The organism is Franconibacter pulveris, assembly GCF_056780215.1.
Window position 1 is genome coordinate 4,260,291 of record NZ_CM165555.1, and the last position, 23,843, is coordinate 4,284,133.

The window sequence follows — 23,843 nt, forward strand, 5'->3', positions numbered from 1 at the left end:
TCTCTCCTTAAGCGTTATAAATTTTATTGATATCAATAACGTCAATATTATTCGCGGCAAGCTCAGCGCTGGCGAGCGAGGTGGTGGTATAGATCCGATCGATTCCCTGGCTTAACAGGTTCTCCACGCCTTTAGAGAAAACGCCGTGGGTGACATACAGGCTGACGCTAAGAGCGCCGGCATCGCGCAACACCTGAGCGGAACCGATGAAGGTGCCTCCTGCGTCGCACAGGTCGTCAACAATCAGCACCGCCTTGCCTTTTACCTCGCCTTCAACCAGGCGGAAACCGGTTAGCTCGCCGGTCGCTACGTTGCGCTGTTTCGTGAGTGTAGCGAACCCGTCTGCGCCGACAGCCTGCGCCACGGCGTGGATTTTTTTCAGCGCCCCCGCGTCAGGCGCTACCAGTATCAGTTCCCCGGCGCGCAACGCGGCGCTCAGCGTTTCGCTTTGTAGCAGGCAGCGCTCCTGAGGAATAGCTACCAGATTAGTGATAGCCGCGGCCGCCGCTTCGCTATGGGGGTCCAGCACAAAAACTTTGTCGAACGCCAGTTGATTAAGCAGGCTGGCGAAGACCTTCAGGGCGAAGCTGTCGCCTTGCTGCATATGGCGATCCTGACGGGCATACGGCAGCCACGGCAGTTCAAGATGGCTGAAGCGGACATCGCAGCCGTGACGTACCGCTTCGGTCAGTTGCGCCAGCAGCATGAAGTCATCCATGTTTTTCATGGCGGCGGCGCGAATCTGCATCAGCGAAGCCGTAGCAGGCAGCTCGCCCGCCACTTTCGCCCAGACGGCGCCGTCAGGAAAACGCCCGGTTTCAACCTCTATCTCTTTGCCATCCAGTTTCAGTTGCGGCTGCATCATGGTTCGCTCCTCAAATTTAGTTATTGTCCGTGCGACACATTTAATATTGTCCATGAGACATTAAATGGCAAGCGATAATTTTCACGCTTTCCTCACTACGAAGTTAACACGATGATTATTAATGAAATAAAGGTTTATCTTGCCCGACAGAGCGAGGCTGTTAAACTTGTCCCTCCGACAATTAACCCGGACCAGCTATGACGACAGAAGCGGAATACCTGCAGCAATACGATCCTTCGCGTTTTCCTTCGCCGCTGGTGACGGTGGACAGTGTGCTATTCACGATTGCGGATCAGGCGCTAAGCGTTTTGTTGGTACAGCGCGCCAGACAGCCGCAGCAGGGGCGCTGGGCGCTGCCCGGCGGGTTTATTGATATCGAAAAGGATGATTCAACCCACGCCACGGCGCTGCGTAAGCTTACCGAAAAAACCGGGGTCAGCCCTTCCTGGCTGGAGCAGCTGGAGACGTTTTCTGGCCCGACGCGCGACCCGCGCGGCTGGAGCCTCACCGCCGCCTGGTTTGCGCTTATCGCCTGGGTCGATTGCCAACCCCATATCGCCTCGGTGAGCGACGCGAAGTGGGTGCCAGTATCGGCGCTGCCGAATACGGAACTCGCCTTCGATCACAGCGAGATTATCCAGGCAGCCCTTCATCGCCTGCGCCAGAAGACCATGTATTCGCTGTTGCCGGTCTACTGTCTGCCGGAGCGCTTTACCCTGACGCAGTTGCATGAGGCGACGGAAATCATTCTTGGCCAGCCAATCCAGCGTAAAAGCCTGATTCGCCGGTTTGAAGCCTCCGGCATGTTTGAAGAAACCGGCGAAAGCGTGGCGACTGGCGCCCGCAAAGCGCGGCTCTGGCGACGCAAGCCAGATGCTAACATTCACCTTTTCTCGCGTAATCTGCTGACGGAATAGTCTTTTTCTAAACGCCCGGTTCGTTATCGTGCCCCGCCGCACCAAATCATCAACAATATGAATAACAATCGTTATAGTCATTCGCGAACTCATTACATTAATCTGGTGCTATGGCCGAAATAACCCCTGCAGAACTGACCGCTCCGCCCACCGGCTCGCAACATTTTCAGCCGATGCCGGGTCTGAGCAACGCGCATCTGCAAACCATGCTGCCGCGGCTGCTGCGCCGTCGGCTACAGTTTACGCCGCACTGGCAACGTCTCGACTTGCCGGACGGCGATTTTGTCGATCTCGCCTTTAGCGAAGAACCGCAAGCCGCTCGCCACAAGCCCCGGCTGGTCGTTTTCCATGGGCTGGAAGGCAGCTTGCACAGCCCCTACGCGCATGGGCTTATCCATGCGGCGAAGCAGCGTGGCTGGCTTGGCGTCGTGATGCATTTTCGCGGCTGCAGCGGCGTGCCGAACAAAATGCCGCGCATCTATCATTCTGGCGAAACCGAAGACGGCACCTGGTTTCTGCACTGGCTGAACCGGCGCTTCGGCGAGGCGCCGACTGCGGCGGTGGGCTTTTCGCTGGGCGGCAATATGCTGGCCTGCCTGATGGCGAAGCTGAACGCAGACTTTCCGCTGGCGGCGGGCGTGGTGGTTTCCGCGCCGTTGATGCTGGAAGCGTGCAGCTACCACATGGATAAAGGCTTCTCCCGCGTTTATCAGCGCTACCTGCTGAACCTGCTGAAGGCGAACGCGAGCCGCAAGCTTAAGGCGTGGCCCGGCACGCTGCCGATAGACCTGGCGCAGCTCAAGCGCCTGCGCCGCATTCGCGATTTCGATGACGCTATTACCTCGAAAATCCACGGCTTTCGCGACGCCATCGACTACTATCGCCAGTGTAGCGCTCTGCCTTTACTGAACCAGATAACGCGACCTACGCTTATCATCCATGCCAAAGATGACCCGTTTATGGATCATCACGTGATCCCGCAACGTGAAACGCTGCCTGCTAATATCGAGTATCAACTGACCGATCATGGCGGACACGTAGGCTTCGTTGGCGGCACGCTGCGACGCCCGCAGATGTGGCTGGAAAAGCGTATTCCCGACTGGTTAACGACATATCTGGACCGATAAATGATCATTCCCTGGCAAGAGCTGCCGCCCGAGACGCTGGACAACCTGATTGAAGCGTTTGTCTTGCGCGAAGGCACCGATTATGGTGAACATGAACGTTCGCTCGAACAAAAAGTGGCCGATGTTAAGCGGCAATTACAGAACGGCGAAGCCGTTCTGGTGTGGTCTGAACTGCACGAAACGGTCAATATCATGCCGCGCGGGCAGTTCCGTGGCTGATGGTCAGCCTGGCTTTTTGTCAGGCTGACGCCAGAGCGAAGCAGACTATTCCGCCAGCGCCGGAACGCTGGCGTCAGTGGCGTACCTTTTTCGCGTATCCATGGAGTTCTCGCTATGTCATCAAGACACCCGGTTATCGCCGTTACAGGTTCCAGCGGCGCAGGCACGACCACCACCAGCCTTGCGTTTCGTAAGATCTTCGCTCAACTACACCTTCATGCCGCGGAAGTGGAAGGCGACAGCTTTCACCGCTATACGCGCCCGGAAATGGATATGGCTATCCGCAAGGCGCGCGATTTAGGCCGGCATATCAGCTATTTTGGCCCCGACGCCAACGACTTTGGCCTGCTTGAACAAACCTTTATCGAGTATGGCCGCAGCGGCCAGGGGAAATCGCGCAAATACCTGCATACCTATGATGAAGCGGTGCCGTGGAACCAGGTGCCGGGCACCTTTACGCCCTGGCAGCCGCTGCCGGAGCCTACCGACGTGCTGTTTTATGAAGGGCTGCACGGCGGCGTGGTCACGCCGCATCACAACGTGGCGCAGCATGTAGATTTGCTGGTGGGCGTAGTGCCTATCGTCAACCTTGAGTGGATCCAAAAGCTGATTCGCGATACCAGCGAGCGAGGGCATTCACGCGAGGCGGTGATGGATTCCGTGGTGCGATCAATGGAAGATTACATTAACTACATCACGCCGCAGTTTTCCCGCACCCATATTAATTTCCAGCGCGTGCCGACGGTGGATACGTCTAACCCCTTCGCGGCGAAAGGCATTCCTTCGCTCGATGAAAGCTTTGTGGTTATCCACTTTCGCAACCTTGAAGGGATTGATTACCCCTGGCTGCTCGCCATGCTTCAGGGTTCTTTCATTTCTCACATCAATACGCTTGTCGTTCCCGGCGGCAAGATGGGGCTGGCGATGGAATTAATTATGCTGCCGCTGGTGCAGCGATTGATGGAAGGGAAAAAAATTGAATAAGGCGGCTGACGCCGCCCCGCGTCAGGCTTCCACCACTTCATAAGAGTGGGTGATGTTGACCGCTTTGCCGAGCATCAGCGCCACAGAGCAATATTTCTCAGCGGAGAGATCCACCGCGCGCGCCACAGCCGCCTCCTTCAGCGCCTTACCCGTTACGATAAAGTGCAGGTTAATGTGAGTGAACAAACGCGGCGCCTCTTCGCGGCGTTCTGAGGTCAGTTTCACTTCGCAATCCTGAACGTCATGACGCCCTTTTTGCAAAATAGACACCACGTCGATAGCGCTGCAACCGCCTGCCGCCATCAGCACCATTTCCATCGGGCTTGGCGCTTTATCGCCGGAATTACCGTCCATCAGGATTTGGTGCCCTGAAGCGGATTCGCCCAGAAACGTCAATCCCTCAACCCACTTTACTCGTGCCTGCATAATCATCACTCCGATGTATAAAAATTTTTGACAGATTACGCGCCAGTTACGAAAGAGGCAACGGAAGGGCGACCTGCGTCAAGCTGAAACGAGACAATAGAAGACACCCATGAAAAGCTATGCTAAAACAGTCTGGATGCTGCGGCGATACATTGATGTTATGCATGTATGCAGAGGACAAGACAATTTACCGGCTGCGACGACATGGACAGCCAACTTCCCGGGATGCGGGAAGATAATGATTGCAAAGCCAGATGGGGGACCCGCGCCCCGTCTTTGGAGCCAGTTTAAACAGAGGATAACAGCGCATGGTGCTTGGCAAACCGCAAACAGACCCGACTCTCGAATGGTTCTTGTCACATTGCCACATTCATAAGTACCCATCGAAGAGCACGCTGATTCACCAGGGTGAAAAAGCGGAAACGTTGTATTACATCGTTAAAGGCTCAGTGGCAGTGCTGATCAAAGACGAAGAGGGCAAGGAGATGATCCTCTCGTATCTGAATCAGGGAGACTTTATCGGCGAACTGGGCCTGTTTGAAGAGGGCCAGGAGCGCAGCGCCTGGGTTCGCGCCAAGACTGCTTGCGAAGTCGCCGAGATTTCCTATAAGAAATTCCGCCAGCTTATCCAGGTGAACCCGGACATCCTGATGCGCCTCTCTTCGCAGATGGCGCGTCGTCTGCAAGTCACCTCTGAAAAAGTCGGCAACCTGGCGTTCCTCGACGTGACGGGCCGCATCGCCCAGACGTTGCTCAACCTGGCGAAACAGCCGGACGCCATGACCCATCCCGACGGCATGCAAATTAAAATCACCCGTCAGGAAATCGGCCAGATTGTGGGTTGCTCCCGCGAAACCGTCGGTCGCATCCTGAAAATGCTCGAAGATCAAAACCTGATCTCCGCGCACGGTAAGACCATCGTGGTTTACGGCACCCGCTAAACCGCCATAAAAAAACGGCGTGTCGCTTCGGTAACACGCCGTTTTTGTTTCTACACTTACCTCTATGTTTCGCCGTCTCATTTATCACCCGGAAGTGAACTACGCCCTGCGTCAGACGCTGATCCTGTGTCTGCCGGTGGCGGTTGGGTTGCTGCTGGGCCATCTGCAACAGGGCCTGCTTTTTTCGCTGGTGCCTGCCTGCTGCAACATCGCCGGGCTCGACACGCCCCACAAGCGCTTTTTCAAACGTCTGGCGGTCGGCGCTTCGCTCTTTGCCGTCAGCAGTTTTACCGTGCAACTGTTACTGGCGAACAATCTGCCGCTGCCGCTTATCTTTTTAGGCATGGCGCTGCTGCTTGGCGTGACGGCGGAGATAAGCTCGCTGCATGCCCGGTTGCTGCCCGCTTCGCTTATCGCCGCCATTTTTACGCTAAGCCTCGCGGGGAACATGCCAGTCTGGGAGCCTATCCTGCTCTATATTTTCGGCACGCTCTGGTACGGGCTGTTTAACTGGTTCTGGTTCTGGCTGTGGCGCGAGCAGCCGCTTCGCGAGTCGCTAAGCCTGCTGTATCGCCAGTTGGCGGACTATTGCGAAGCGAAATATAACCTGCTGACGCAGCATACCGACCCGGAAACTGCCCTGCCCCCGCTGCTTACGCATCAACAAAAAGTAGTGGACCTTATCAGCCAGTGCTATCAACAGTTGCACATGCTGGCGGCCGGGAAACAGAGCGGCTATAAGCGTCTGCTGCGCACCTTCCAGATGGCGCTGGATTTGCAGGAGCATATTTCGGTCAGCCTGCATCAGCCGGAGGAGGTGCAAAAGTTGGTGGAGCGCAGCCACGCCGAGGCGGTGATCCGCTGGAACGCACAGACCATTAGCGCGCGCCTGCGCGTTATGGCCGACGACATCCTCTACCATCGCTATCCGCAGCGTTTCGCCATGGATAAGCAAATCGCCGCGCTGGAGAAAATCGCCCGTCAGCACCCGGACAACCTTGTCGGTCATTTCTGCGAATACCACTTCAGCCGCATCGCCCGCATCCTGCGCACCCAGCGTCCGCTCTATGCCCGCGACCTGATGGCCGACCGGCAGAAACGGCTGCCGCTATTCCCGGCGCTGAAAAGCTACCTTTCGCTCAAATCCGCCGCTCTGCGCAACGCCGCGCGGCTGGGAGTGATGCTGAGCATCGCAAGCCTCGTCGGCAACGCATTCCATCTGCCAAAACCGTACTGGATCCTCATGACCGTGATGTTTGTGACGCAGAATGGCTACGGGGCGACGCGGGTGCGCATTCTCCAGCGAGCGGCCGGCACGCTGGCGGGGTTAATCATCGCGGGCGTCACGCTGCACCTGCATGTGCCGCAGGGCTACATGCTGCTGGTGATGCTGGCTATCACGCTGATTAGCTACCTTATCATCCGCAAAAACTACGGCTGGGCGATGATTGGCTTCACGGTGACGGCGGTTTACTCCTTACAGCTGCTGTCGCTGAACGGCGAACAGTTTATCGTCACCCGGCTTATCGACACGTTGATTGGTTGCTTTATCGCTTTCGGCGGTATGGTCTGGCTGTGGCCGCAATGGCAAAGCGGGCTGCTACGCCAGAACGCCCACGACGCGCTGGAGGCGGACCAGGAGGCGCTGCGCCTTATCCTGAGCGGCGACCCGCAGCCTGCGCCGCTTGCCTGGCAGCGGATGCGCGTCAACCAGGCGCATAACGCACTTTATAACTCGCTGAACCAGGCGATGCAGGAACCTGGCTTCAACGCCCACTACCTGGATGATATGAAGCTTTGGGTTACGCACAGCCAGTTTATCGTTGAGCATATCAACGCCATGACGACGATGGCGCGCGAGCACCATATGCTGACGCCGGAACTGGCGGCGCGTTATCTGGAGTCCTGTGAAATTGCGTTGCAGCGCTGCCAGCAACGGCTGGAATATGATGCGCCGGGGGAATCCCACGACGCGAACATTCTGGAGGGGCCAGAGACGCTGCCGGATACTGCGTTGAGCGTCATGGAACAGCATGTGCACCGTATTCTCGGCCACCTGAACACCATGCACACAATCTCTTCGGTGGCATGGCGTCAGCGGCCGCATCACGGCATCTGGCTTAAGCGCCGTCTGGGCTGATTAGCCTGTTACGCGCGCTACGGCTTTCGCGAAGCGCGCCATCCCTTCGTCGATATCCTCGCTTTCCACTACCAGCGACGGCGCGAAGCGCATCACATCCGGCCCGGCGTTCAGCACCATCAGCCCTTCACTGGCGGCGGCGTAGAGGAAATCCCGCGCACGGCCTTTATAAGCGGGCTTCAGCTCCGCGCCAATCAGCAGGCCCATTCCGCGAATGTCGCTGAAAAGGTTGTACTGCTCGTCGATAGCGCGCAGGTGGCGTACAAACTGCTCGCGCTTCGCGTTAACGCCATCCAGCACCTCCGGCGTGTTGATGATATCAAACGCCGCGCCCGCCACCGCGCAGGCCAGCGGGTTGCCGCCATAGGTGGAGCCATGCGAGCCGACGTGAAATGCCGAGGCCACATCCTGCGTCGCCAGCACCGCGCTTACCGGGAAACCGCCGCCAAGCGCCTTCGCGCTGGTCAGAATGTCTGGCGTCACGCCGTAATGCATGTAGGTAAAAAGCTTGCCGGTGCGGCCCATGCCGCTCTGTACTTCATCAAACACCAGCAGCGCCTGATGCTGGTCGCAGAGTTCGCGCAGCCCCTGTAAAAACGCTGGCGTGGCGGCGGTAACGCCACCTTCTCCTTGCACGGGCTCAACCACCACCGCGCAGGTGTGGTCGTCCATTACCGCTTTAACGGCGCTCAGGTCATTAAAAGGCACGTGGATGATGTCGGCTGGCTTGGGGCCGAAGCCATCGGAATATTTCGGCTGCCCGCCGACCGAAACGGTAAACAGCGAGCGGCCATGAAAGGCATTATGAAACGCGATGATTTTCGTTTTGTAAGGGCTGTGGCGGGTAATCGCGTAATGACGAGCCAGTTTGAACGCCGTTTCGTTGGCTTCGGTGCCGGAGTTCATAAACAGTACGCGGTCAGCGAAGGTGGCTTCAATGATTTTACGACCGAGGCGCAGCGCCGGTTCGTTGGTAAACACGTTGCTGGTATGCCAGAGGGTTTCACCCTGCGTTTTCAGCGCCTCTACCAGCGCAGGATGGCAATGACCCAGCGCCGTCACCGCGATGCCGCCGGCAAAATCCACATACTCATTACCCTGCTGATCCCACACCCGGCTGCCCTTGCCCTTCACCGGGATAAACTCCGCCGGTGCATAAACCGGCAGGATCACTTCATCAAAAGTCGCGCGGGTAATTGCAGTTTGTTCAGTCGCCATGTCATGCCCATCCAGTTAATGCGAAACCGCATATGAAAAGATAAGCATAAAATATGCATAATAAATCAATTAATGGCAATGAAAATTCAGCGATTAAGGAAGTTTGCCAACAGTTGGTGCCCCTGCTCGCTCAGAATGCTCTCCGGGTGAAACTGCACCCCTTCGAGATCCCATCGCTTATGCCGAATGCCCATGATCTCCTGACGATCGGTCCAGGCGGTGACGGTAAAATCATCCGGCAGCGTCGGCGGGTCGATAACCAGCGAATGATAACGCGTAACGGTAAGCGGATTATTCAGCCCGGCAAAGACGCCTTCTCCGGTGTGCTGAATCTGCGACGTTTTGCCATGCATGACTTTTTCCGCCCGCACGACCGAAGCGCCAAAGGCCTGCCCGATAGCCTGATGACCGAGGCAAACGCCAAGGATTGGGAGCCTGCCCGCATAGTGGGAAATGGCCGCAAGCGAAATACCCGCTTCGTTGGGGGTACAGGGACCGGGAGAGATAACCAGCTTTTGCGGCGCCAGCGTCGCGATGTCGGCAAGCGTTAGCTCGTCGTTGCGCTTCACCACCACCTGCGCCCCCAGCTCGCAAAAGTACTGATAGAGGTTCCAGGTAAACGAGTCGTAGTTGTCGATAAGCAGTAGCATGGCGGCTCCGGAAAAAAGAACCGCGTCATTCTACTCGCTTTCGCGCGCCTCGCTCACCACTTTGCTGAAGATCTCGCGCAGCGGCGCGAGGTCGCCCATAGCGCCCGCCTGGTTGGCCGCATTCCAGGCCGTTACATCCACGTCGCGCCAGTCGAGGCTGTAACCCGCATGCAGCGCCAGCTGTTCGAAGAAAACCCGCTGGGCGCGGCCGGTACCGATACGAAACGGGTGCAGGACGTTTATCTCGCAATAGTAGTGGGCAAGGCGCTCAATGAAAGCTTCAGGCTCCAGGCCGACCAGATACTTTTCGTCCTCCAGCTCCTGCATCAGGGCGTTGCCCTCTTTTTCGATGTATTCGAAGTGGCAGAAGCGGGTATCGCCCTGGTAGATATCCACTTCGCGCAGCTCGCCCGCCCATTCATAGACATCCTGAAAAAGCTGGCGGTGGATGGCGCACAGGTGCGGCAACCCGCGCGGCAAAGGCCCCAGCTCAAGGGTGGCGGCTCGCAGCGAGGTAAGCTCGCGCTCGGCGTGCTGCAAGTCCTGCAAAGAATGGATGTTCAGCCGGTTGCGCAGCACTTCGCTGCCCGACCAGAAATAGGGGTCGCGCCCTTCGCCAAATTTATCGCTCATAGTGCCCCCTCCGTTCGTCGATACGCGCCAGCGCTTCTTCGCGCGACAGGGTGATAAGAGGGATATCGATCCCTTCCAGACGGTTGCTGGCCTGGAAGTTGGCGTTCTTTTGCCGCTCCCACAGCCGGGCCTTCTGTTTGTCGGTAAGTTTTTTCGCCATAACGCCTCCCTGAACGTAACCGTATTTGCCACAAGTATAAGCAGCAATTGGCAGATGCGCAGAAAGCAGGAGGAAACGCGGGTGTGGGCCACCCGCGTCAGGAAAGATTAAGGCAGGACTTTCGCGGAGAGGATAACTACCGGTTTTGACGGCACATTCTGGTATGGGCCCACGTCGTGCGTCGGCACCTGAGCGATTTTATCGGCTACATCCATGCCTTTCACAACTTTACCAAATACGGCGTAGCCAAAGTCGCGCTGGCCGTGGTTCAGGAAAGCGTTATCGGCCACGTTGATAAAGAACTGGCTGGTGGCGCTGTCTTTATCGGCGGTACGGGCCATGGCGATGGTGCCGCGCGTGTTAGGCAAGCCGTTGTCCGCTTCGTTTTTCACCGGCGGGTTCGTGGTTTTTTGCTGCATGTCCGCCGTAAAACCGCCGCCCTGGACCATAAAGCCCGGAATAACGCGATGGAAAATGGTGTTGTTATAAAAACCGTTGTTCACGTAATCGACAAAATTCTTCACCGTTGCAGGGGCTTTCTGGCTGTTTAACTCCAGCTCGATGTTGCCTGCTGAAGTGGTGAGCAGTACGCGTGGATCGCCTTTCGCCGCCAGTGCGGCCGGAGAAAGCGCAGAGAGAGCAAACACAGCCGCGACAGCCGCCAGAGTCGTTTTAAACATGAAAAATTCCTTACGTGGGCAGTGATGAATGCAAGTGGATCGATTCTAAAGAGCGTTTGTTTAACGTGCCAGCGATTTACCAGGCTTTACGTAACGCTAAAAGCCCGCTTTGTCGCTATCACTTAAGCCTGACCGGTTAATTTATGTGATAGATCTCAAGTAATAACAGATAAGTTGCAGCAAAAAAGTATCTCAATGTTTAATTGGATCACGTTCGAGCATAAAATGCGCATGCTTACGGCGCTGTCAACGCGCTTTACATATCTATGCACAGGCTCCCCATGACTAACAGTAACCGCATCAGACTCACATGGATCAGTTTCTTCTCCTACGCGTTAACCGGCGCGTTGGTTATCGTCACCGGCATGGTGATGGGCAACATTGCAGAGTATTTCCATCTGCCTGTATCCAGCATGAGCAATACCTTTACGTTCCTTAACGCCGGCATTCTTATCTCTATTTTCCTGAACGCCTGGCTGATGGAGATCGTGCCGCTGAAAACCCAACTGCGTTTCGGCTTTTTGCTGATGGTTGTCGCCGTTGCCGCCCTGATGTACAGCCAGAGCCTCGCGCTGTTCTCGGCGGCGATGTTCGTACTGGGCCTGGTCAGCGGGATCACCATGTCTATCGGCACCTTCCTTATCACCCATATGTATGAAGGACGTCAGCGCGGTTCCCGCCTGCTGTTTACCGACTCCTTCTTCAGTATGGCCGGGATGATCTTCCCAATGGTGGCGGCCTTCCTGCTGGCGCGCGCCATTGAGTGGTACTGGGTGTATGCCTGCATCGGTCTGGTCTACGTCGCCATCTTCATCCTGACTTTCGGCTGCGATTTCCCGGTGCTCGGCAAACATGCGCCGAAAGCCGATCAGCCGGTTGCGAAAGAAAAATGGGGCGTCGGCGTGCTGTTTCTTTCCATCGCCGCGCTTTGCTACATTCTGGGTCAGCTCGGTTTTATCGGCTGGGTGCCGGAGTACGCCACCAAAGGCCTCGGCATGAACCTGAATGACGCCGGTACGCTGGTGAGCAACTTCTGGATGTCTTACATGATAGGCATGTGGGTGTTCAGCTTCGTGCTGCGCTTCTTTGACCTGCAGCGTATCCTGACCGTGCTGGCGGGCCTCGCCACGGTGCTGATGTACTTTTTCATCACCAGCAAACCGGAGCACATGTCGTGGTTCATCCTGGCGCTGGGCTTCTTCTCCAGCGCTATCTACACTACCATCATTACGCTGGGCTCGCTGCAGACCAAAGTCGCCTCGCCGAAGCTGGTTAACTTTATCCTGACCTGCGGCACCGTCGGCACCATGCTGACCTTTATCGTAACCGGCCCGATTGTGGCGAATCACGGCGCGCAGGCTGCGCTGTTTACCGCTAACGGCCTTTACGCTGTCGTGTTTGTTATGTGCTTCGCGCTGGGCTTTGTGACTCGTCATCGCCAGCACTCGGCTGCCGCCGCCGCGCACTAATAAGCCTAATGTCCCTTTCCGTCTGGAAGGGGACATTGTTCAGATTCCGGCGTTCAGCCATGAACGCCGCTCCGCCCCCGGTTAACGCTTTTCCTCTTCCGCATGGCACCCCTTCGTAACTATTTCCAGTCCGTTTCCTTAGTTGTTAATGCCTTGTGAAAAAATCAGCGCCTCGCTGCCTCGACCGTTCTTTTTTGTTCAGAAAATCCTCAAGCGCGAATTTCCAGAAATTTCCATAACTTAGAAAATAAAAGGAAAATCAAACATATACCTCTTAAGGGGTATATAAGAGGGCAATTGATCCACATCAATAAGCGGGGGTGCTGAATCGTTAAGGTAGGCAGTAATAGAAAAGAAATCGAGGCAAAAATGAGCAACGTCAAACTCGCTATTATCGGTAACGGCATGGTCGGCCACCGCTTTATCGAGGACCTTCTCGACAAAGCCGAACCGGGCCAGTTCGACATTACCGTCTTCTGTGAAGAGCCGCGCATCGCCTATGACCGCGTGCATCTCTCCTCCTACTTCTCCCACCATACCGCTGAAGAACTCTCTCTTGTCCGTGAAGGGTTTTATGAAAAACACGGCGTGAAAGTGCTGGTGGGCGAACGCGCCATTACCATTAACCGTCAGGAGAAGGTGATTCACTCCAGCTCCGGGCGCAGCGTTTATTACGACAAACTGATCATGGCGACCGGCTCTTATCCGTGGATCCCGCCTATCAAAGGCGCGGAAACCCAGGATTGCTTCGTCTACCGCACTATTGAAGACCTGAACGCCATTGAAGCCTGCGCGCGTCGCAGTAAACGCGGCGCGGTCGTGGGCGGCGGCCTGCTCGGTCTGGAAGCCGCCGGGGCGCTGAAAAACTTAGGCGTGGAAACGAACGTTATCGAATTCGCGCCGATGCTGATGGCCGAACAGCTTGATCAGATGGGCGGCGAACAGCTGCGTCGCAAAATTGAAAGCATGGGCGTGAAAGTTCACACCAGCAAAAATACGCAAGAGATCGTTCAGCAAGGCGTTGAAGCGCGTAAAACCATGCGTTTTGCCGACGGCAGCGCACTGGAAGTGGACTTCATTGTGTTCTCCACCGGTATTCGCCCGCGCGATAAGCTCGCGAAACAGTGCGATCTCGCTATCGCCCAGCGCGGCGGCATCATGATCAACGACCAGTGCCAGACTTCCGACCCGGATATCTACGCTATCGGCGAATGCGCCAGCTGGAACAGCCGTGTTTACGGGCTGGTGGCGCCGGGCTACAAAATGGCGCAGGTCGCGGTCGACCATATTCTTGGCAACGCGAACGCCTTCGAAGGGGCGGATCTCAGCGCCAAACTGAAGCTGCTCGGCGTTGACGTGGGCGGCATCGGCGACGCGCATGGCCGTACGCCGAACTCCCGCAGCTACGTCTTTCTCGACGAAAGCAAAGAGGTTTACAAACGCCTCGTGGTAAGCGCGGACAACAAAACCCTGCTCGGCGCCGTGCTGGTGGGCGACACCAGCGACTACGGCAACCTGCTGCAGCTGGTGCTGAACGCCATCGAACTGCCGGAAAACCCGGATTCGCTCATCCTGCCCGCACATGCAAGCCAGGGCAAACCAGCCATCGGTGTGGATAAACTGCCGGACAGCGCGCAGATTTGCTCCTGCTTCGATGTGACCAAAGGCGACCTGGTCGCCGCCATCGGCCGCGGCTGCCACACCGTGGCGGCGCTGAAAGCGGAAACCAAAGCCGGCACCGGTTGCGGCGGCTGTATCCCGCTGGTGACGCAGGTGCTGAACGCCGAACTGGCTAAACAGGGTATTGAGATAACCAATAACCTGTGCGAACACTTCGCCTTTTCTCGTCAGGAGCTGTATCACCTCATTCGCGTAGAAGGCATTAAAACCTTCGACGAACTGCTGGCGAAATACGGCAGCGGTTATGGCTGCGAAGTGTGTAAACCCACCGTCGGTTCGCTGCTCGCCTCCTGCTGGAACGAATATGTGCTGAAACCGCAGCACACTCCGCTGCAGGACACCAACGACAACTTCCTGGCGAATATCCAGAAAGACGGCACTTACTCAGTCATTCCACGCTCCGCCGGCGGCGAAATTACCCCCGAGGGGCTGATGGAAGTAGGCCGCATCGCCCGTGAGTTTAACCTCTACACCAAAATCACGGGTTCCCAGCGCATCGGCCTGTTCGGCGCGCGCAAAGACGACCTGCCAGAGATCTGGCGCCAGCTTATCAACGCGGGCTTTGAAACCGGCCACGCTTACGCTAAGGCGCTGCGTATGGCGAAAACCTGCGTCGGCAGCACCTGGTGCCGCTACGGCGTCGGCGACAGCGTAGGTCTGGGGGTTGAGCTTGAGAACCGCTATAAAGGCATCCGCACCCCGCACAAGATGAAATTCGGCGTCTCCGGCTGCACCCGCGAATGCGCGGAAGCGCAGGGCAAAGATGTCGGCATTATCGCCACCGAGAAAGGCTGGAACCTGTATGTGTGCGGCAACGGCGGCATGAAACCGCGCCACGCGGATCTGCTGGCGGCGGATCTCGATCGCGACACGCTGGTGCGCTACCTCGACCGCTTCATGATGTTCTACATCCGCACCGCGGATAAGCTGACCCGCACCGCGCCATGGCTGGACGCGATGGAAGGCGGCATCAACTACCTGAAGAGCGTCATCATCGACGACAAGCTGGGTCTGAACGCACAGCTGGAAGCGGAGATGACTCGTCTGCGCGAAGCGGTTATCTGCGAATGGACGGAAACGGTCAACAACCCGCAGGCGCAGGTTCGCTTCAAACACTTTATCAACAGCGATCGTCGCGACCCGAACGTGCAGGTCGTGGCGGAGCGTCAGCAACATCGTCCGGCCACGCCGTATGAGCGCATTCCGGTCACCTTCGTGGAGGAGGAAACTGTATGAGCCAGTGGAACACCGTCTGCCAGCTTGATGACATTATCCCGGCAACCGGCGTCTGCGCCCTGCTTGGCACTAAACAGGTCGCGATTTTCCGCCCTCGCGCCAACGAGGAGGTTTACGCCATCAGCAATATCGACCCGTTCTTTGAAGCGAGCGTCCTCTCCCGCGGCATCATCGCCGAACATCAGGGCGAGCTGTGGGTGGCGAGCCCGCTGAAAAAGCAGCGTTTCCGCCTGCGCGACGGGTTGTGTATGGAAGATGAAAACCGCTCCGTAACGCATTTTGAGGCGCGCGTGAAGGACGGTCAGGTGCAGGTGAAGGCGTAACCCAGAAAGGTCACAACAACGCTTTCCGGGTTTCAGGCGGGTGACGCTTCGCTTCGCGCGCTCTGATGTAGAGACAGCGGGGCGCGCGAAATTTTACGCCAGGCTCGGCACTGCCCGGTTCCCTCTCCCGTCCGGGAGAGGGCCTGGATGAGGGGCAACCGCCAGGCAGGATGAATAAGCGCCCACCCGGTTCTTTCCCGCACCTGCGCGCCACGCGAAGAAAAGCAGTAAAGCAGAGAGGCACAAGCCTCCGCTCATTAAAAATGTTCCATCGGCGTTCTGCTTACCGGAGCGTCAGTTAAGGACAACAACGATTACGCGTGCGGAAAACCGCCGCGCCGCCACAAGGCGAACTTTTTTACGTTTTAATTTCACTCACTTTTTAGGATAACCACTATGTTTACCGATACGATCAACAAGTGCGCAGCGAATGCCGCCCGCATCGCTCGCCTCTCGGCAAATAATCCGCTGGGCTTCTGGGTCAGTTCCGCCATGGCGGGCGCTTATGTCGGGCTTGGCATCATCCTGATTTTCACGCTCGGCAACCTGCTTGACCCGTCTGTGCGTCCGCTGGTGATGGGGGCCACGTTCGGCATCGCGCTCACGCTCGTTATCATCGCAGGCTCCGAGCTTTTCACCGGCCACACCATGTTCCTGACGCTTGGCGTTAAAGCGGGCGCAATTAGCCATGGCCAGATGTGGGCCATTCTGCCGCAAACCTGGCTTGGCAACCTCGTAGGTTCGGTGTTTGTCGCCCTGCTCTACAGCTGGGGCGGCGGCAGCCTGCTGCCGGTGGATACCAGTCTTGTCCACACCGTGGCGCTCGCCAAAACCACCGCGCCCGCCACCGTGCTGTTCTTTAAAGGCGCGCTCTGCAACTGGCTGGTCTGTCTTGCTATCTGGATGGCTATCCGCACCGAAGGCGCGGCGAAATTCATCGCTATCTGGTGGTGCCTGCTGGCTTTTATCGCCTCCGGCTACGAACACTCCGTCGCCAACATGACGCTCTTCGCGCTCTCCTGGTTTGGTCATCACAGCGAAGCGTATACCCTCTCCGGCATCGGCCATAACCTGTTGTGGGTAACCCTCGGGAATACCCTTTCCGGCGTCGTATTCATGGGGTTAGGTTATTGGTATGCTACCCCGCGCGCAGAGCGCCCGCAGCCTGCCGCGCAGACCGCTCCTGAAACCGCCCGATAAGCCCGATAAGAAGGATAAGCCGTGGATCACCTGCCCATATTTTGTCAGTTACGCAATCGTCCTTGCCTGCTGGTTGGCGGCGGGGATGTGGCAGAACGCAAGGCGCGTCTGCTGATGGAGGCAGGAGCCATCGTCACCGTTAACGCCCTGGATTTCACGCCGCAGTTTCAGGTCTGGGCGGAACAGGGCATGCTGCAGCTGGCGGCGGGCGAATTCGACGCCCGCCTGCTCGATACCTGCTGGCTGGCGATAGCCGCCACGGACGACGACGCCGTTAATCAACAGGTGAGCGACGCTGCTGAAGCGCGCCGAATTTTCTGCAACGTAGTGGATGCGCCCAAGCAGGCGAGCTTCATCATGCCTTCTATCATCGACCGCTCACCGCTTATGGTGGCGATCTCCTCCGGCGGCACCTCGCCGGTGCTCGCCCGCCTGCTGCGGGAAAAGCTCGAAGCGCTGCTGCCGCAGCACATCGGCGAACTGGCGCGCTATGCAGGCAACCTGCGCAAGCGTGTAAAAGAGACGTTCGCCACCATGAGCGAGCGTCGCCGTTTTTGGGAAAAACTGTTTGTTAACGACCGCCTCGCCCAGTCGCTCGCCAATAATGACCAACCCAACGTGGCGGATATTACCGAAACGCTGTTCAGCGAACCGCTGGAAAACCGCGGTGAAGTGGTGCTGGTGGGCGCAGGTCCCGGCGACCCGGGGTTGTTGACGCTAAAAGGGCTGCAGCAGATTCAGCAGGCGGACATCGTGGTTTACGATCGCCTGGTTTCCGATGAGATCATGAATCTGGTGCGCCGCGACGCCGATCGCGTGTTTGTCGGCAAACGCGCCGGCTACCACTGCGTGCCGCAGGAAGAGATTAACCAGATCCTGCTGCGCGAGGCCCAGCGCGGCAAACGCGTGGTGCGCCTGAAAGGCGGCGACCCGTTTATCTTCGGGCGCGGCGGCGAAGAGCTGGAAACCCTGTGTCACGCAGGCATTCCCTTCTCCGTGGTGCCGGGCATTACCGCCGCCTCTGGCTGCTCCGCCTATGCGGGCATTCCGCTCACCCACCGCGATCACGCCCAGAGCGTGAGGCTGGTCACCGGTCACCTGAAAACTGGCGGCGAGCTGGACTGGCATAACCTGGCGGCGGAAAAACAGACGCTGGTGTTTTATATGGGTTTAAACCAGGCGGCCGCCATTCAGGAAAAATTGCTGGAACACGGGATGGATGCCGCTATGCCGGTTGCGCTGGTCGAAAATGGCACCAGCGTCAAACAGCGCGTGGTCGACGGCACGCTCATGCAGCTTGGCAAACTGGCGCAGCAGGTTGAAAGCCCGAGCCTGATTATCGTCGGGCGCGTGGTCGCGCTGCGTAATAAACTCAACTGGTTCTCTTCGAAATAAGCCTCCCTGTGCGGGCAACCTGTGCTTGCCCGCTACTTTCTTTCCTTATCTTTCAATAAGATGTCGCCATAAAGCGTTACATGCCGCTAACAAGTGGCGATTTTGTGATCTATCTCGCCAATACAATTCATCATATGTTGTTATATTCGTTATGCGTCATCTCATTATGAAAACAGCATAGCGATTTCTCCATGACCCGCGCCGTTTCGGGTCATGCGGCCTCCTGCTGCCTTCATCCAGGCGACGCGCTCTGAACCCCTACAACCCTGTTTGAAAACTAAAAAAGGTAACGATATGGAAGGCCAGGAACTCCAACGCAAGCTCGGCTTCTGGGCCGTGCTGGCCATTTCCGTCGGAACGACCGTCGGTTCCGGTATTTTCGTTTCGGTTGGTGAAGTGGCGAAAGCGGCAGGCTCCCCGTGGCTCACGGTGCTCGCTTTTGTCATTGGCGGTTTGATTGTGATCCCGCAGATGTGCGTTTATGCGGAGCTCTCCACCGCCTATCCCGAAAACGGCGCAGATTATGTCTACCTGAAAAACGCCGGCAGCCGGCCGCTGGCGTTTCTCTCCGGCTGGGCGAGCTTCTGGGCGAACGATGCGCCTTCGCTCTCGATTATGGCGCTGGCGATAGTCAGCAACCTCGGTTTTCTGGTCGCGATAGACCCGTTCACCGGCAAGCTTATCGCCACCGGGTTAATACTCGTGTTTATGCTGCTGCACCTGCGTTCGGTAGAAGGCGGCGCGACGTTCCAGACGCTTATCACCATCGCCAAAATCATCCCCTTCGCCATTGTTATCGGCGTCGGCATTTTCTGGCTGAAAGGCGATAACTTTGCGGCGCCTGCGACAGCGGCGGCGACCAGCGCGGCGGCGGGCATCATGGCGCTGCTGGCGGGCATTTCCGCCACCAGCTGGTCTTATACCGGCATGGCGTCCATCTGTTACATGACCGGCGAAATCAAAAACCCCGGCAAAACCATGCCGCGGGCGCTGATCGGCTCCTGTTTGCTGGTGCTGGTGCTCTACTCGCTGCTGGCGCTGGTTATCTCCGGCCTGATGCCGTTTGACAAGCTCGCCGCCTCCGGCACGCCTATCTCTGACGCGCTGACTTATATTCCGGCGCTTGGCAGCGTGGCGGGCGTTTTCGTCGCCGTCACCGCGATGATCGTTATTCTGGGCTCGCTTTCCAGCTGCGTGATGTACCAGCCGCGCCTCGAGTATGCGATGGCGAAAGATAACCTGTTCTTCAAATGTTTCGGCCACGTACACCCGAAATACAACACGCCGGATGTCTCCATCATCCTGCAATGCGCGCTCGGCATTTTCTTTATCTTTGTTTCCGACCTCACCAGCCTGCTCGGCTACTTCACGCTGGTGATGTGCTTCAAAAACACCCTCACCTTCGGCTCCATCATCTGGTGTCGCAAACGTGAGGATTACAAACCGCTGTGGCGCACCCCGGCCTTTGGTCTGATGACCTTCGCCGCCATCGCGTCAAGCCTCATCCTGGTCGCTTCTACCTTCGTATGGGCGCCCGTCCCGGGCCTTATCTGCGCCCTGATTGTTATCGCCACCGGCCTGCCCGCTTACGCCTTCTGGGAAAAGCGCAACCGCCGTCTGGCTCATGTTTCCTAACCCTGTCTGGAGAGTTGTTTCATGCTGAATATCGATAAAAGCACCGTGGATTTCCTGGTAACCGAAAATATGGTGCAGGAAGTGGAAAAGATTATGGAGAAGGATGTGCCGCGCGTGCACGCTATCGTCGATGAGATGATCAAGCGCGGCATTGACCGCATCTACTTCGTCGCCTGCGGCTCGCCGCTCAACGCCGCGCAGACAGCGAAGCATCTGGCGGACCGCTTCTCCAGCCTGCAGGTTTACGCCCTTTCCGGCTGGGAGTTCTGCGACAACACGCCTTACCGTCTCGACGCAAAATGCGCGGTTATCGGCGTGTCCGATTACGGCAAAACCGAAGAGGTGATCAAGGCGCTGGAGCTGGGCGCCGCCTGCGGCGCGCTCACCGCCGCCTTCACTAAACGTCCGGACAGCCCGATTGTTCATGCGGCTGAACATGTGGTGGCGTATGAAGCGGACTGCATCTGGGAAATCCATCTGCTGCTCTGCTACAGCGTAGTGCTGGAGATGATCACCCGTCTCGCGCCGCACGCCGAAATCGGCAAAATCAAAAACGACCTGCGCAAGCTGCCGCAGGCGCTGGGCCACCTGGTGCGCACCTGGGAAGATAAGGGCCGTCAGCTTGGCGAGCAGGCGTCGCAGTGGCCGATGATCTACACCGTTTCCGCAGGCCCGCTGCGCCCGCTCGGCTACAAAGAGGGCATCGTCACGCTAATGGAGTTTACCTGGACTCACGGCTCGGTGATTGAGAGCGGCGAGTTCCGCCACGGCCCGCTGGAAATTGTCGAGCCGGGCGTGCCGTTCCTCTTCCTGCTGGGCAACGATGAAAGCCGCCACACCACCGAGCGCGCTATCCGCTTCGTGCGCGAGCGTACCGATAATGTCATCGTTATCGACTACGAAGAGATTGCCCAGGGGCTGCACCCGTGGCTCGCGCCGTTCCTGATGTTCGTGCCGATGGAGTGGCTCTGCTACTACCTCTCTATTTACAAAGACCACAACCCGGACGACCGTCGCTACTACGGCGGCATTGTCGAGTATTAATCCCCCGCCCGGCCTCTGCGGAGGCCGGGACATTCATGCAAGGAGAAGGGTATGAAAACGGGTATGTTTACCTGCGGGCATCAGCGTTTACCGCTGGAGCACGCCTTTCGCGACGCGCACGAACTGGGCTACGACGGGCTGGAGCTGTGGGGCGGCAGGCCGCACGCCTTCGCGCCGGACTTAAATGCGGGCGGCATCCGCCACGTTAAAGAACTCTCCCGCGTCTATCAGATGCCGATCATCGGCTATACGCCGGAAACTAACGGCTATCCGTATAACATGATGCTGGGCGATGAACGGATGCGTCGGGAAAGCCTCGACATGATTAAGCTCGCCATGGAGATGGCTAAAGAGATGGAGGCGGGCTTTACGCTGATTTCCGCCGCTCATGCGGGCTACCTCGCCACGCCGGACGCCATCTGGCAGCGGCTTGCTGACAACCTGCGCGAATTATGCGATTTCGCGGAAGATATCGGCATGGATCTGCTGCTGGAGCCGCTCACGCCGTATGAATCCAACGTGGTTTGCAACGCTAACGATGTGCTGCGCGCGCTCTCGCTCGTGCCTTCGCCGCGCCTTTACAGCATGGTCGATATCTGCGCGCCGTTTGTGCAGGGCGAGCCGGTAATGAGCTATTTCGACAAGCTTGGCGATAAACTGCGTCATCTGCATATCGTCGACAGCGACGGCGCCAGCGACAGCCACTACATTCCAGGCGAAGGCAAAATGCCGCTGCGTGAGTTGATGCGCGATATCCTCGACCGGGGCTATGACGGCTACTGCACCATCGAACTTGTAACGATGTATATGAACGAGCCGCGGCTGTATGCCCGCAAGGCGTTGTCGCGCTTTCGCGAACTGCTGACGCAGGAGGCGCAATGAAAAAGCTGGCGACGGTAGGCGATAACTGCGTCGATATCTATCCGCAGCTCGGCAAGGCTTTCTCCGGCGGCAACGCCGTGAACGTGGCGGTCTATAGCACCCGTTACGGCATGCAGCCCACCTGCGTAAGCTGGGTAGGCGATGACGATTACGGCAAAATGCTCAGGCGCGACCTGGAGCAAAAGGGGGTTAATACGTTTCGCTTGCGCGTGAAGCCGGGCGTGACGGCGCAAACCCAGGTGGAGCTGCGCAACAACGACCGCATCCTCGGCGACTATACCGAAGGCGTAATGGCGAATTTTGCGCTCAATGAAGAGGATCTGGCCTGGCTGAACAGCTTTGACATCATCCACTCCGCCATCTGGGGCCATGCCGAAACGGCCTTCCCCGCCCTGAAAGCCGCCGGGAAAATCCTCTCGTTTGATTTCGCCGACAAATGGGAAAGCCCGCTGTGGCGCACGCTGCCGGAGCATCTTGATTACGTATTCGCCTCCGCGAACGACGACACGCCGTGGCTGCGCGATCGGCTGCAAACGGTGGTGCAGTGCGGCGCGGGCGCGGCTATCGCCACCCTCGGCGAAAACGGCAGCCTGGCGTGGGACGGTAAACAGTTCTGGCGGATGCCGCCGGAGTTAGTGGAGGTGGTCGATACCATGGGCGCCGGGGACTCTTATATTGCCGGTTTCCTTTGCGCCATCGCCGAAGGCCTGCCGCTGCACGACGCCATGAAGCAGGGCACGCAGTGCGCCGCAAGGACCATCGGCTACCACGGCGCGTGGTGAGGTCTGCGTTGGCGTGACGAGCCTCACGCCAACGCCCTGTTACTCCACAATAAAGGCTCCTATAATCAACCCCACGCTTTTTACAACTTCAGGGTCGATTCATGCCAGCTACGGAGCGCTACTCCCACCAACTTCTCTACGCCACCGTGCGCCAGCGCCTGCTTGATGAGATAGCGCAGGGCGTCTACCAGGCAGGCCAGCAGATCCCAACCGAAAGCGAGCTTTGCGCACTCTACAACGTTAGCCGCATTACTATCCGCAAGGCCATCAGCGACCTCGTTAAAGATGGCGTACTGATCCGCTGGCAGGGAAAAGGCACGTTTGTGCAGAGCAAGAAAGTGGAGAACGCGCTGCTGACGGTGAGCGGCTTCACCGATTTCGGCGTATCGCAGGGCAAGCCGACCAAAGAAGAGGTGATTGAGCAGGCGCGCGTGGGCGCCGACCCGTTTTGCGAAAGGCTGAACATTCCGGGCGGCAGCGAGATGTTCCTGCTGCGCCGGGTCATGTATCTTGACGGCGAGCCACTGTTTATTGACGGCTCCTGGATCCCGCTTGCCCGCTACCCGGGTTTCGACGAGATTTATACTGCGGGCGCGTCGACTTACCAGCTTTTTCAGGAGCGGTTCGATACGCGCGTGGTGAGCGATAAAAAAACCATCGATATTTTCACTGCCACCAAATCTGAAGCGCAGTGGCTCAAATGCGAACTGGGCGAGCCGCTGTTTCGCATCAGCAAAATCGCTTTCGATCAGCACGATCGTCCCGTGCACATTTCCGAATTGTTCTGCCGGGCCAACCGCGTCAGCCTGACTATTGATAACCAGCGCCGCTGAAGCTTTAAGCCAGCGCGTTTCGCTTATCCCTTTTCCTGTGCCAGATGATGAAGAGAACGCAGTCTTTTATGTTGTGGGCAGCATTTCAGGGGACATTGACGGATAACCCTGCAAAGCGTTTATATCTCTTCCGCTATGCATTACCGAGTAATTCATAGCCACTCTCAGGACTACTTAATCTAAAGGGATACATGATGAATCGTATGATGAAATTGGCTGTTCTGGCCGTCGCGCTCTCTACTCTCACCGCTTGCTCCGGGCACGTTGAAAACAAAAAGAAAGATTGCAGCTATGAGTATCTGCTCCACCCGGCGATTTCAATCTCCAGAATCATTGGCGGTTGCGGTCCGGCGGCAGACCAGTAACAGACAAGCGCTAAGCGCAGGCATAAAAAAACCGGGAAA

24 protein-coding genes are annotated in these 23,843 nt (G+C 57.5%); 17 read left to right on the plus strand and 7 right to left on the minus strand.

From position 1 onward, the window contains the following. Positions 1 to 7: 7 nt before the first annotated feature. Positions 8 to 865: a ribose-phosphate diphosphokinase gene (gene prs, locus ACU4F7_RS20195; RefSeq protein WP_481637631.1), complete on the minus strand. Its 858-nt coding sequence runs from the start codon at positions 863 to 865 to the stop codon at positions 8 to 10. 197 nt (positions 866 to 1,062) lie between these two features. Between prs and ACU4F7_RS20200 the strand changes: the two genes are divergently transcribed. The 4 genes from ACU4F7_RS20200 (at position 1,063) to ACU4F7_RS20215 (ending at position 4,112) form a co-directional block, all read left to right on the plus strand. After that, positions 1,063 to 1,782, plus strand: coding sequence for an NUDIX hydrolase (locus ACU4F7_RS20200; protein WP_481637632.1), 720 nt, complete (start codon positions 1,063 to 1,065; stop codon positions 1,780 to 1,782). Between the two features lie 110 nt (positions 1,783 to 1,892). Continuing rightward, positions 1,893 to 2,909 (plus strand): hydrolase, encoded by a 1,017-nt coding sequence (locus ACU4F7_RS20205; protein ID WP_029590536.1) that lies wholly within the window; start codon positions 1,893 to 1,895, stop codon positions 2,907 to 2,909. After that, a complete protein-coding gene (locus ACU4F7_RS20210; RefSeq protein WP_029590537.1) occupies positions 2,910 to 3,128 on the plus strand; it encodes a YheU family protein in 219 nt (72 codons plus the stop codon). A 114-nt stretch (positions 3,129 to 3,242) separates the two neighbouring features. After that, positions 3,243 to 4,112 (plus strand): phosphoribulokinase, encoded by an 870-nt coding sequence (locus ACU4F7_RS20215; protein WP_029590538.1) that lies wholly within the window; start codon positions 3,243 to 3,245, stop codon positions 4,110 to 4,112. A gap of 21 nt (positions 4,113 to 4,133) precedes the next feature. Here ACU4F7_RS20215 and ACU4F7_RS20220 read toward each other — a convergent pair whose 3' ends face one another. Then, positions 4,134 to 4,538, minus strand: a complete 405-nt coding sequence (locus ACU4F7_RS20220) for an OsmC family protein (protein WP_029590539.1) — start codon at positions 4,536 to 4,538, stop codon at positions 4,134 to 4,136. A gap of 308 nt (positions 4,539 to 4,846) precedes the next feature. On the opposite strand from ACU4F7_RS20220, the gene crp reads away from it, so the two are divergent. Together crp and ACU4F7_RS20230 are read left to right on the plus strand one after the other, a co-directional pair. Beyond that, a complete protein-coding gene (gene crp, locus ACU4F7_RS20225; RefSeq protein WP_000242758.1) occupies positions 4,847 to 5,479 on the plus strand; it encodes a cAMP-activated global transcriptional regulator CRP in 633 nt (210 codons plus the stop codon). A gap of 64 nt (positions 5,480 to 5,543) precedes the next feature. Next, positions 5,544 to 7,619: a YccS/YhfK family putative transporter gene (locus ACU4F7_RS20230; protein ID WP_481637633.1), complete on the plus strand. Its 2,076-nt coding sequence runs from the start codon at positions 5,544 to 5,546 to the stop codon at positions 7,617 to 7,619. Here the strand turns inward: ACU4F7_RS20230 and argD are convergent, their stop codons facing one another. The 5 genes from argD to ppiA form a co-directional block, all read right to left on the minus strand. After that, entirely contained in the window at positions 7,620 to 8,837 is a 1,218-nt protein-coding gene (gene argD, locus ACU4F7_RS20235; protein WP_481637634.1) for a bifunctional acetylornithine/succinyldiaminopimelate transaminase, read from the minus strand. A gap of 86 nt (positions 8,838 to 8,923) precedes the next feature. Continuing rightward, a complete protein-coding gene (gene pabA, locus ACU4F7_RS20240; protein ID WP_029590542.1) occupies positions 8,924 to 9,487 on the minus strand; it encodes an aminodeoxychorismate synthase component 2 in 564 nt (187 codons plus the stop codon). Between the two features lie 30 nt (positions 9,488 to 9,517). Continuing rightward, entirely contained in the window at positions 9,518 to 10,120 is a 603-nt protein-coding gene (locus ACU4F7_RS20245) for a putative adenosine monophosphate-protein transferase Fic (RefSeq protein WP_481637635.1), read from the minus strand. After that, positions 10,110 to 10,280 carry a YhfG family protein gene (locus ACU4F7_RS20250; RefSeq protein ID WP_071788492.1) on the minus strand — a complete coding sequence of 57 codons (171 nt, stop codon included), beginning with the start codon at positions 10,278 to 10,280 and terminating at the stop codon, positions 10,110 to 10,112. The genes ACU4F7_RS20245 and ACU4F7_RS20250 overlap by 11 nt, the downstream gene beginning before the upstream one ends. Before the next feature lie 107 nt (positions 10,281 to 10,387). Then, complete coding sequence (gene ppiA / locus ACU4F7_RS20255; RefSeq protein WP_024558175.1) at positions 10,388 to 10,960, minus strand: peptidylprolyl isomerase A; 573 nt, start codon at positions 10,958 to 10,960, stop codon at positions 10,388 to 10,390. Between the two features lie 281 nt (positions 10,961 to 11,241). Here ppiA and tsgA point away from each other — a divergent pair, with 281 nt between their 5' ends. The 11 genes from tsgA to ACU4F7_RS20310 all read left to right on the plus strand — a co-directional run bounded on the left by tsgA (position 11,242) and on the right by ACU4F7_RS20310 (position 23,804). Then, positions 11,242 to 12,429, plus strand: coding sequence for an MFS transporter TsgA (gene tsgA, locus ACU4F7_RS20260; RefSeq protein WP_029590544.1), 1,188 nt, complete (start codon positions 11,242 to 11,244; stop codon positions 12,427 to 12,429). Between the two features lie 369 nt (positions 12,430 to 12,798). Beyond that, complete coding sequence (gene nirB, locus ACU4F7_RS20265; protein WP_481637636.1) at positions 12,799 to 15,345, plus strand: nitrite reductase large subunit NirB; 2,547 nt, start codon at positions 12,799 to 12,801, stop codon at positions 15,343 to 15,345. Further along, entirely contained in the window at positions 15,342 to 15,668 is a 327-nt protein-coding gene (nirD, locus tag ACU4F7_RS20270; RefSeq protein ID WP_481637637.1) for a nitrite reductase small subunit NirD, read from the plus strand. The genes nirB and nirD overlap by 4 nt, the downstream gene beginning before the upstream one ends. A gap of 396 nt (positions 15,669 to 16,064) precedes the next feature. Continuing rightward, the gene (nirC, locus tag ACU4F7_RS20275; RefSeq protein WP_029590547.1) at positions 16,065 to 16,868 is read left to right on the plus strand and encodes a nitrite transporter NirC; all 804 of its coding nucleotides are present in this window, start codon (positions 16,065 to 16,067) and stop codon (positions 16,866 to 16,868) included. A gap of 21 nt (positions 16,869 to 16,889) precedes the next feature. Next, positions 16,890 to 18,263, plus strand: coding sequence for a siroheme synthase CysG (cysG, locus tag ACU4F7_RS20280; protein ID WP_481637638.1), 1,374 nt, complete (start codon positions 16,890 to 16,892; stop codon positions 18,261 to 18,263). A gap of 294 nt (positions 18,264 to 18,557) precedes the next feature. Next, positions 18,558 to 19,898 carry a fructoselysine/psicoselysine transporter FrlA gene (gene frlA / locus ACU4F7_RS20285; protein WP_481637639.1) on the plus strand — a complete coding sequence of 447 codons (1,341 nt, stop codon included), beginning with the start codon at positions 18,558 to 18,560 and terminating at the stop codon, positions 19,896 to 19,898. Between the two features lie 21 nt (positions 19,899 to 19,919). Then, on the plus strand, positions 19,920 to 20,942 hold the full coding sequence (gene frlB, locus ACU4F7_RS20290; RefSeq protein ID WP_481637640.1) for a fructoselysine 6-phosphate deglycase: 1,023 nt from the start codon (positions 19,920 to 19,922) through the stop codon (positions 20,940 to 20,942). Positions 20,943 to 20,993: 51 nt separating this feature from the next. Beyond that, on the plus strand, positions 20,994 to 21,824 hold the full coding sequence (gene frlC / locus ACU4F7_RS20295; RefSeq protein ID WP_029590551.1) for a fructoselysine 3-epimerase: 831 nt from the start codon (positions 20,994 to 20,996) through the stop codon (positions 21,822 to 21,824). Then, positions 21,821 to 22,606 (plus strand): fructoselysine 6-kinase, encoded by a 786-nt coding sequence (gene frlD, locus ACU4F7_RS20300; protein WP_024558184.1) that lies wholly within the window; start codon positions 21,821 to 21,823, stop codon positions 22,604 to 22,606. Before frlC ends, frlD begins: the two co-directional genes overlap by 4 nt. Positions 22,607 to 22,707: 101 nt before the next feature. Next, positions 22,708 to 23,439, plus strand: a complete 732-nt coding sequence (locus ACU4F7_RS20305; protein ID WP_029590553.1) for a GntR family transcriptional regulator — start codon at positions 22,708 to 22,710, stop codon at positions 23,437 to 23,439. Positions 23,440 to 23,633: 194 nt separating this feature from the next. Further along, a complete protein-coding gene (locus ACU4F7_RS20310) occupies positions 23,634 to 23,804 on the plus strand; it encodes a YhfL family protein (protein WP_481638758.1) in 171 nt (56 codons plus the stop codon). Positions 23,805 to 23,843: the final 39 nt, after the last annotated feature.

What these genes read in the sequence shown, in the direction of transcription:
- prs (WP_481637631.1), bottom strand. Translation starts at nt 865, where the DNA reads ATGATGCAGCCGCAACTGAAACTGGATGGCAAAGAGATAGAGGTTGAA.
- ACU4F7_RS20200 (WP_481637632.1), top strand. Translation starts at nt 1,063, where the DNA reads ATGACGACAGAAGCGGAATACCTGCAGCAATACGATCCTTCGCGTTTT.
- ACU4F7_RS20205 (WP_029590536.1), top strand. Translation starts at nt 1,893, where the DNA reads ATGGCCGAAATAACCCCTGCAGAACTGACCGCTCCGCCCACCGGCTCG.
- ACU4F7_RS20210 (WP_029590537.1), top strand. Translation starts at nt 2,910, where the DNA reads ATGATCATTCCCTGGCAAGAGCTGCCGCCCGAGACGCTGGACAACCTG.
- ACU4F7_RS20215 (WP_029590538.1), top strand. Translation starts at nt 3,243, where the DNA reads ATGTCATCAAGACACCCGGTTATCGCCGTTACAGGTTCCAGCGGCGCA.
- ACU4F7_RS20220 (WP_029590539.1), bottom strand. Translation starts at nt 4,538, where the DNA reads ATGCAGGCACGAGTAAAGTGGGTTGAGGGATTGACGTTTCTGGGCGAA.
- crp (WP_000242758.1), top strand. Translation starts at nt 4,847, where the DNA reads ATGGTGCTTGGCAAACCGCAAACAGACCCGACTCTCGAATGGTTCTTG.
- ACU4F7_RS20230 (WP_481637633.1), top strand. Translation starts at nt 5,544, where the DNA reads ATGTTTCGCCGTCTCATTTATCACCCGGAAGTGAACTACGCCCTGCGT.
- argD (WP_481637634.1), bottom strand. Translation starts at nt 8,837, where the DNA reads ATGGCGACTGAACAAACTGCAATTACCCGCGCGACTTTTGATGAAGTG.
- pabA (WP_029590542.1), bottom strand. Translation starts at nt 9,487, where the DNA reads ATGCTACTGCTTATCGACAACTACGACTCGTTTACCTGGAACCTCTAT.
- ACU4F7_RS20245 (WP_481637635.1), bottom strand. Translation starts at nt 10,120, where the DNA reads ATGAGCGATAAATTTGGCGAAGGGCGCGACCCCTATTTCTGGTCGGGC.
- ACU4F7_RS20250 (WP_071788492.1), bottom strand. Translation starts at nt 10,280, where the DNA reads ATGGCGAAAAAACTTACCGACAAACAGAAGGCCCGGCTGTGGGAGCGG.
- ppiA (WP_024558175.1), bottom strand. Translation starts at nt 10,960, where the DNA reads ATGTTTAAAACGACTCTGGCGGCTGTCGCGGCTGTGTTTGCTCTCTCT.
- tsgA (WP_029590544.1), top strand. Translation starts at nt 11,242, where the DNA reads ATGACTAACAGTAACCGCATCAGACTCACATGGATCAGTTTCTTCTCC.
- nirB (WP_481637636.1), top strand. Translation starts at nt 12,799, where the DNA reads ATGAGCAACGTCAAACTCGCTATTATCGGTAACGGCATGGTCGGCCAC.
- nirD (WP_481637637.1), top strand. Translation starts at nt 15,342, where the DNA reads ATGAGCCAGTGGAACACCGTCTGCCAGCTTGATGACATTATCCCGGCA.
- nirC (WP_029590547.1), top strand. Translation starts at nt 16,065, where the DNA reads ATGTTTACCGATACGATCAACAAGTGCGCAGCGAATGCCGCCCGCATC.
- frlA (WP_481637639.1), top strand. Translation starts at nt 18,558, where the DNA reads ATGGAAGGCCAGGAACTCCAACGCAAGCTCGGCTTCTGGGCCGTGCTG.
- frlB (WP_481637640.1), top strand. Translation starts at nt 19,920, where the DNA reads ATGCTGAATATCGATAAAAGCACCGTGGATTTCCTGGTAACCGAAAAT.
- frlC (WP_029590551.1), top strand. Translation starts at nt 20,994, where the DNA reads ATGAAAACGGGTATGTTTACCTGCGGGCATCAGCGTTTACCGCTGGAG.
- frlD (WP_024558184.1), top strand. Translation starts at nt 21,821, where the DNA reads ATGAAAAAGCTGGCGACGGTAGGCGATAACTGCGTCGATATCTATCCG.
- ACU4F7_RS20305 (WP_029590553.1), top strand. Translation starts at nt 22,708, where the DNA reads ATGCCAGCTACGGAGCGCTACTCCCACCAACTTCTCTACGCCACCGTG.
- ACU4F7_RS20310 (WP_481638758.1), top strand. Translation starts at nt 23,634, where the DNA reads ATGAATCGTATGATGAAATTGGCTGTTCTGGCCGTCGCGCTCTCTACT.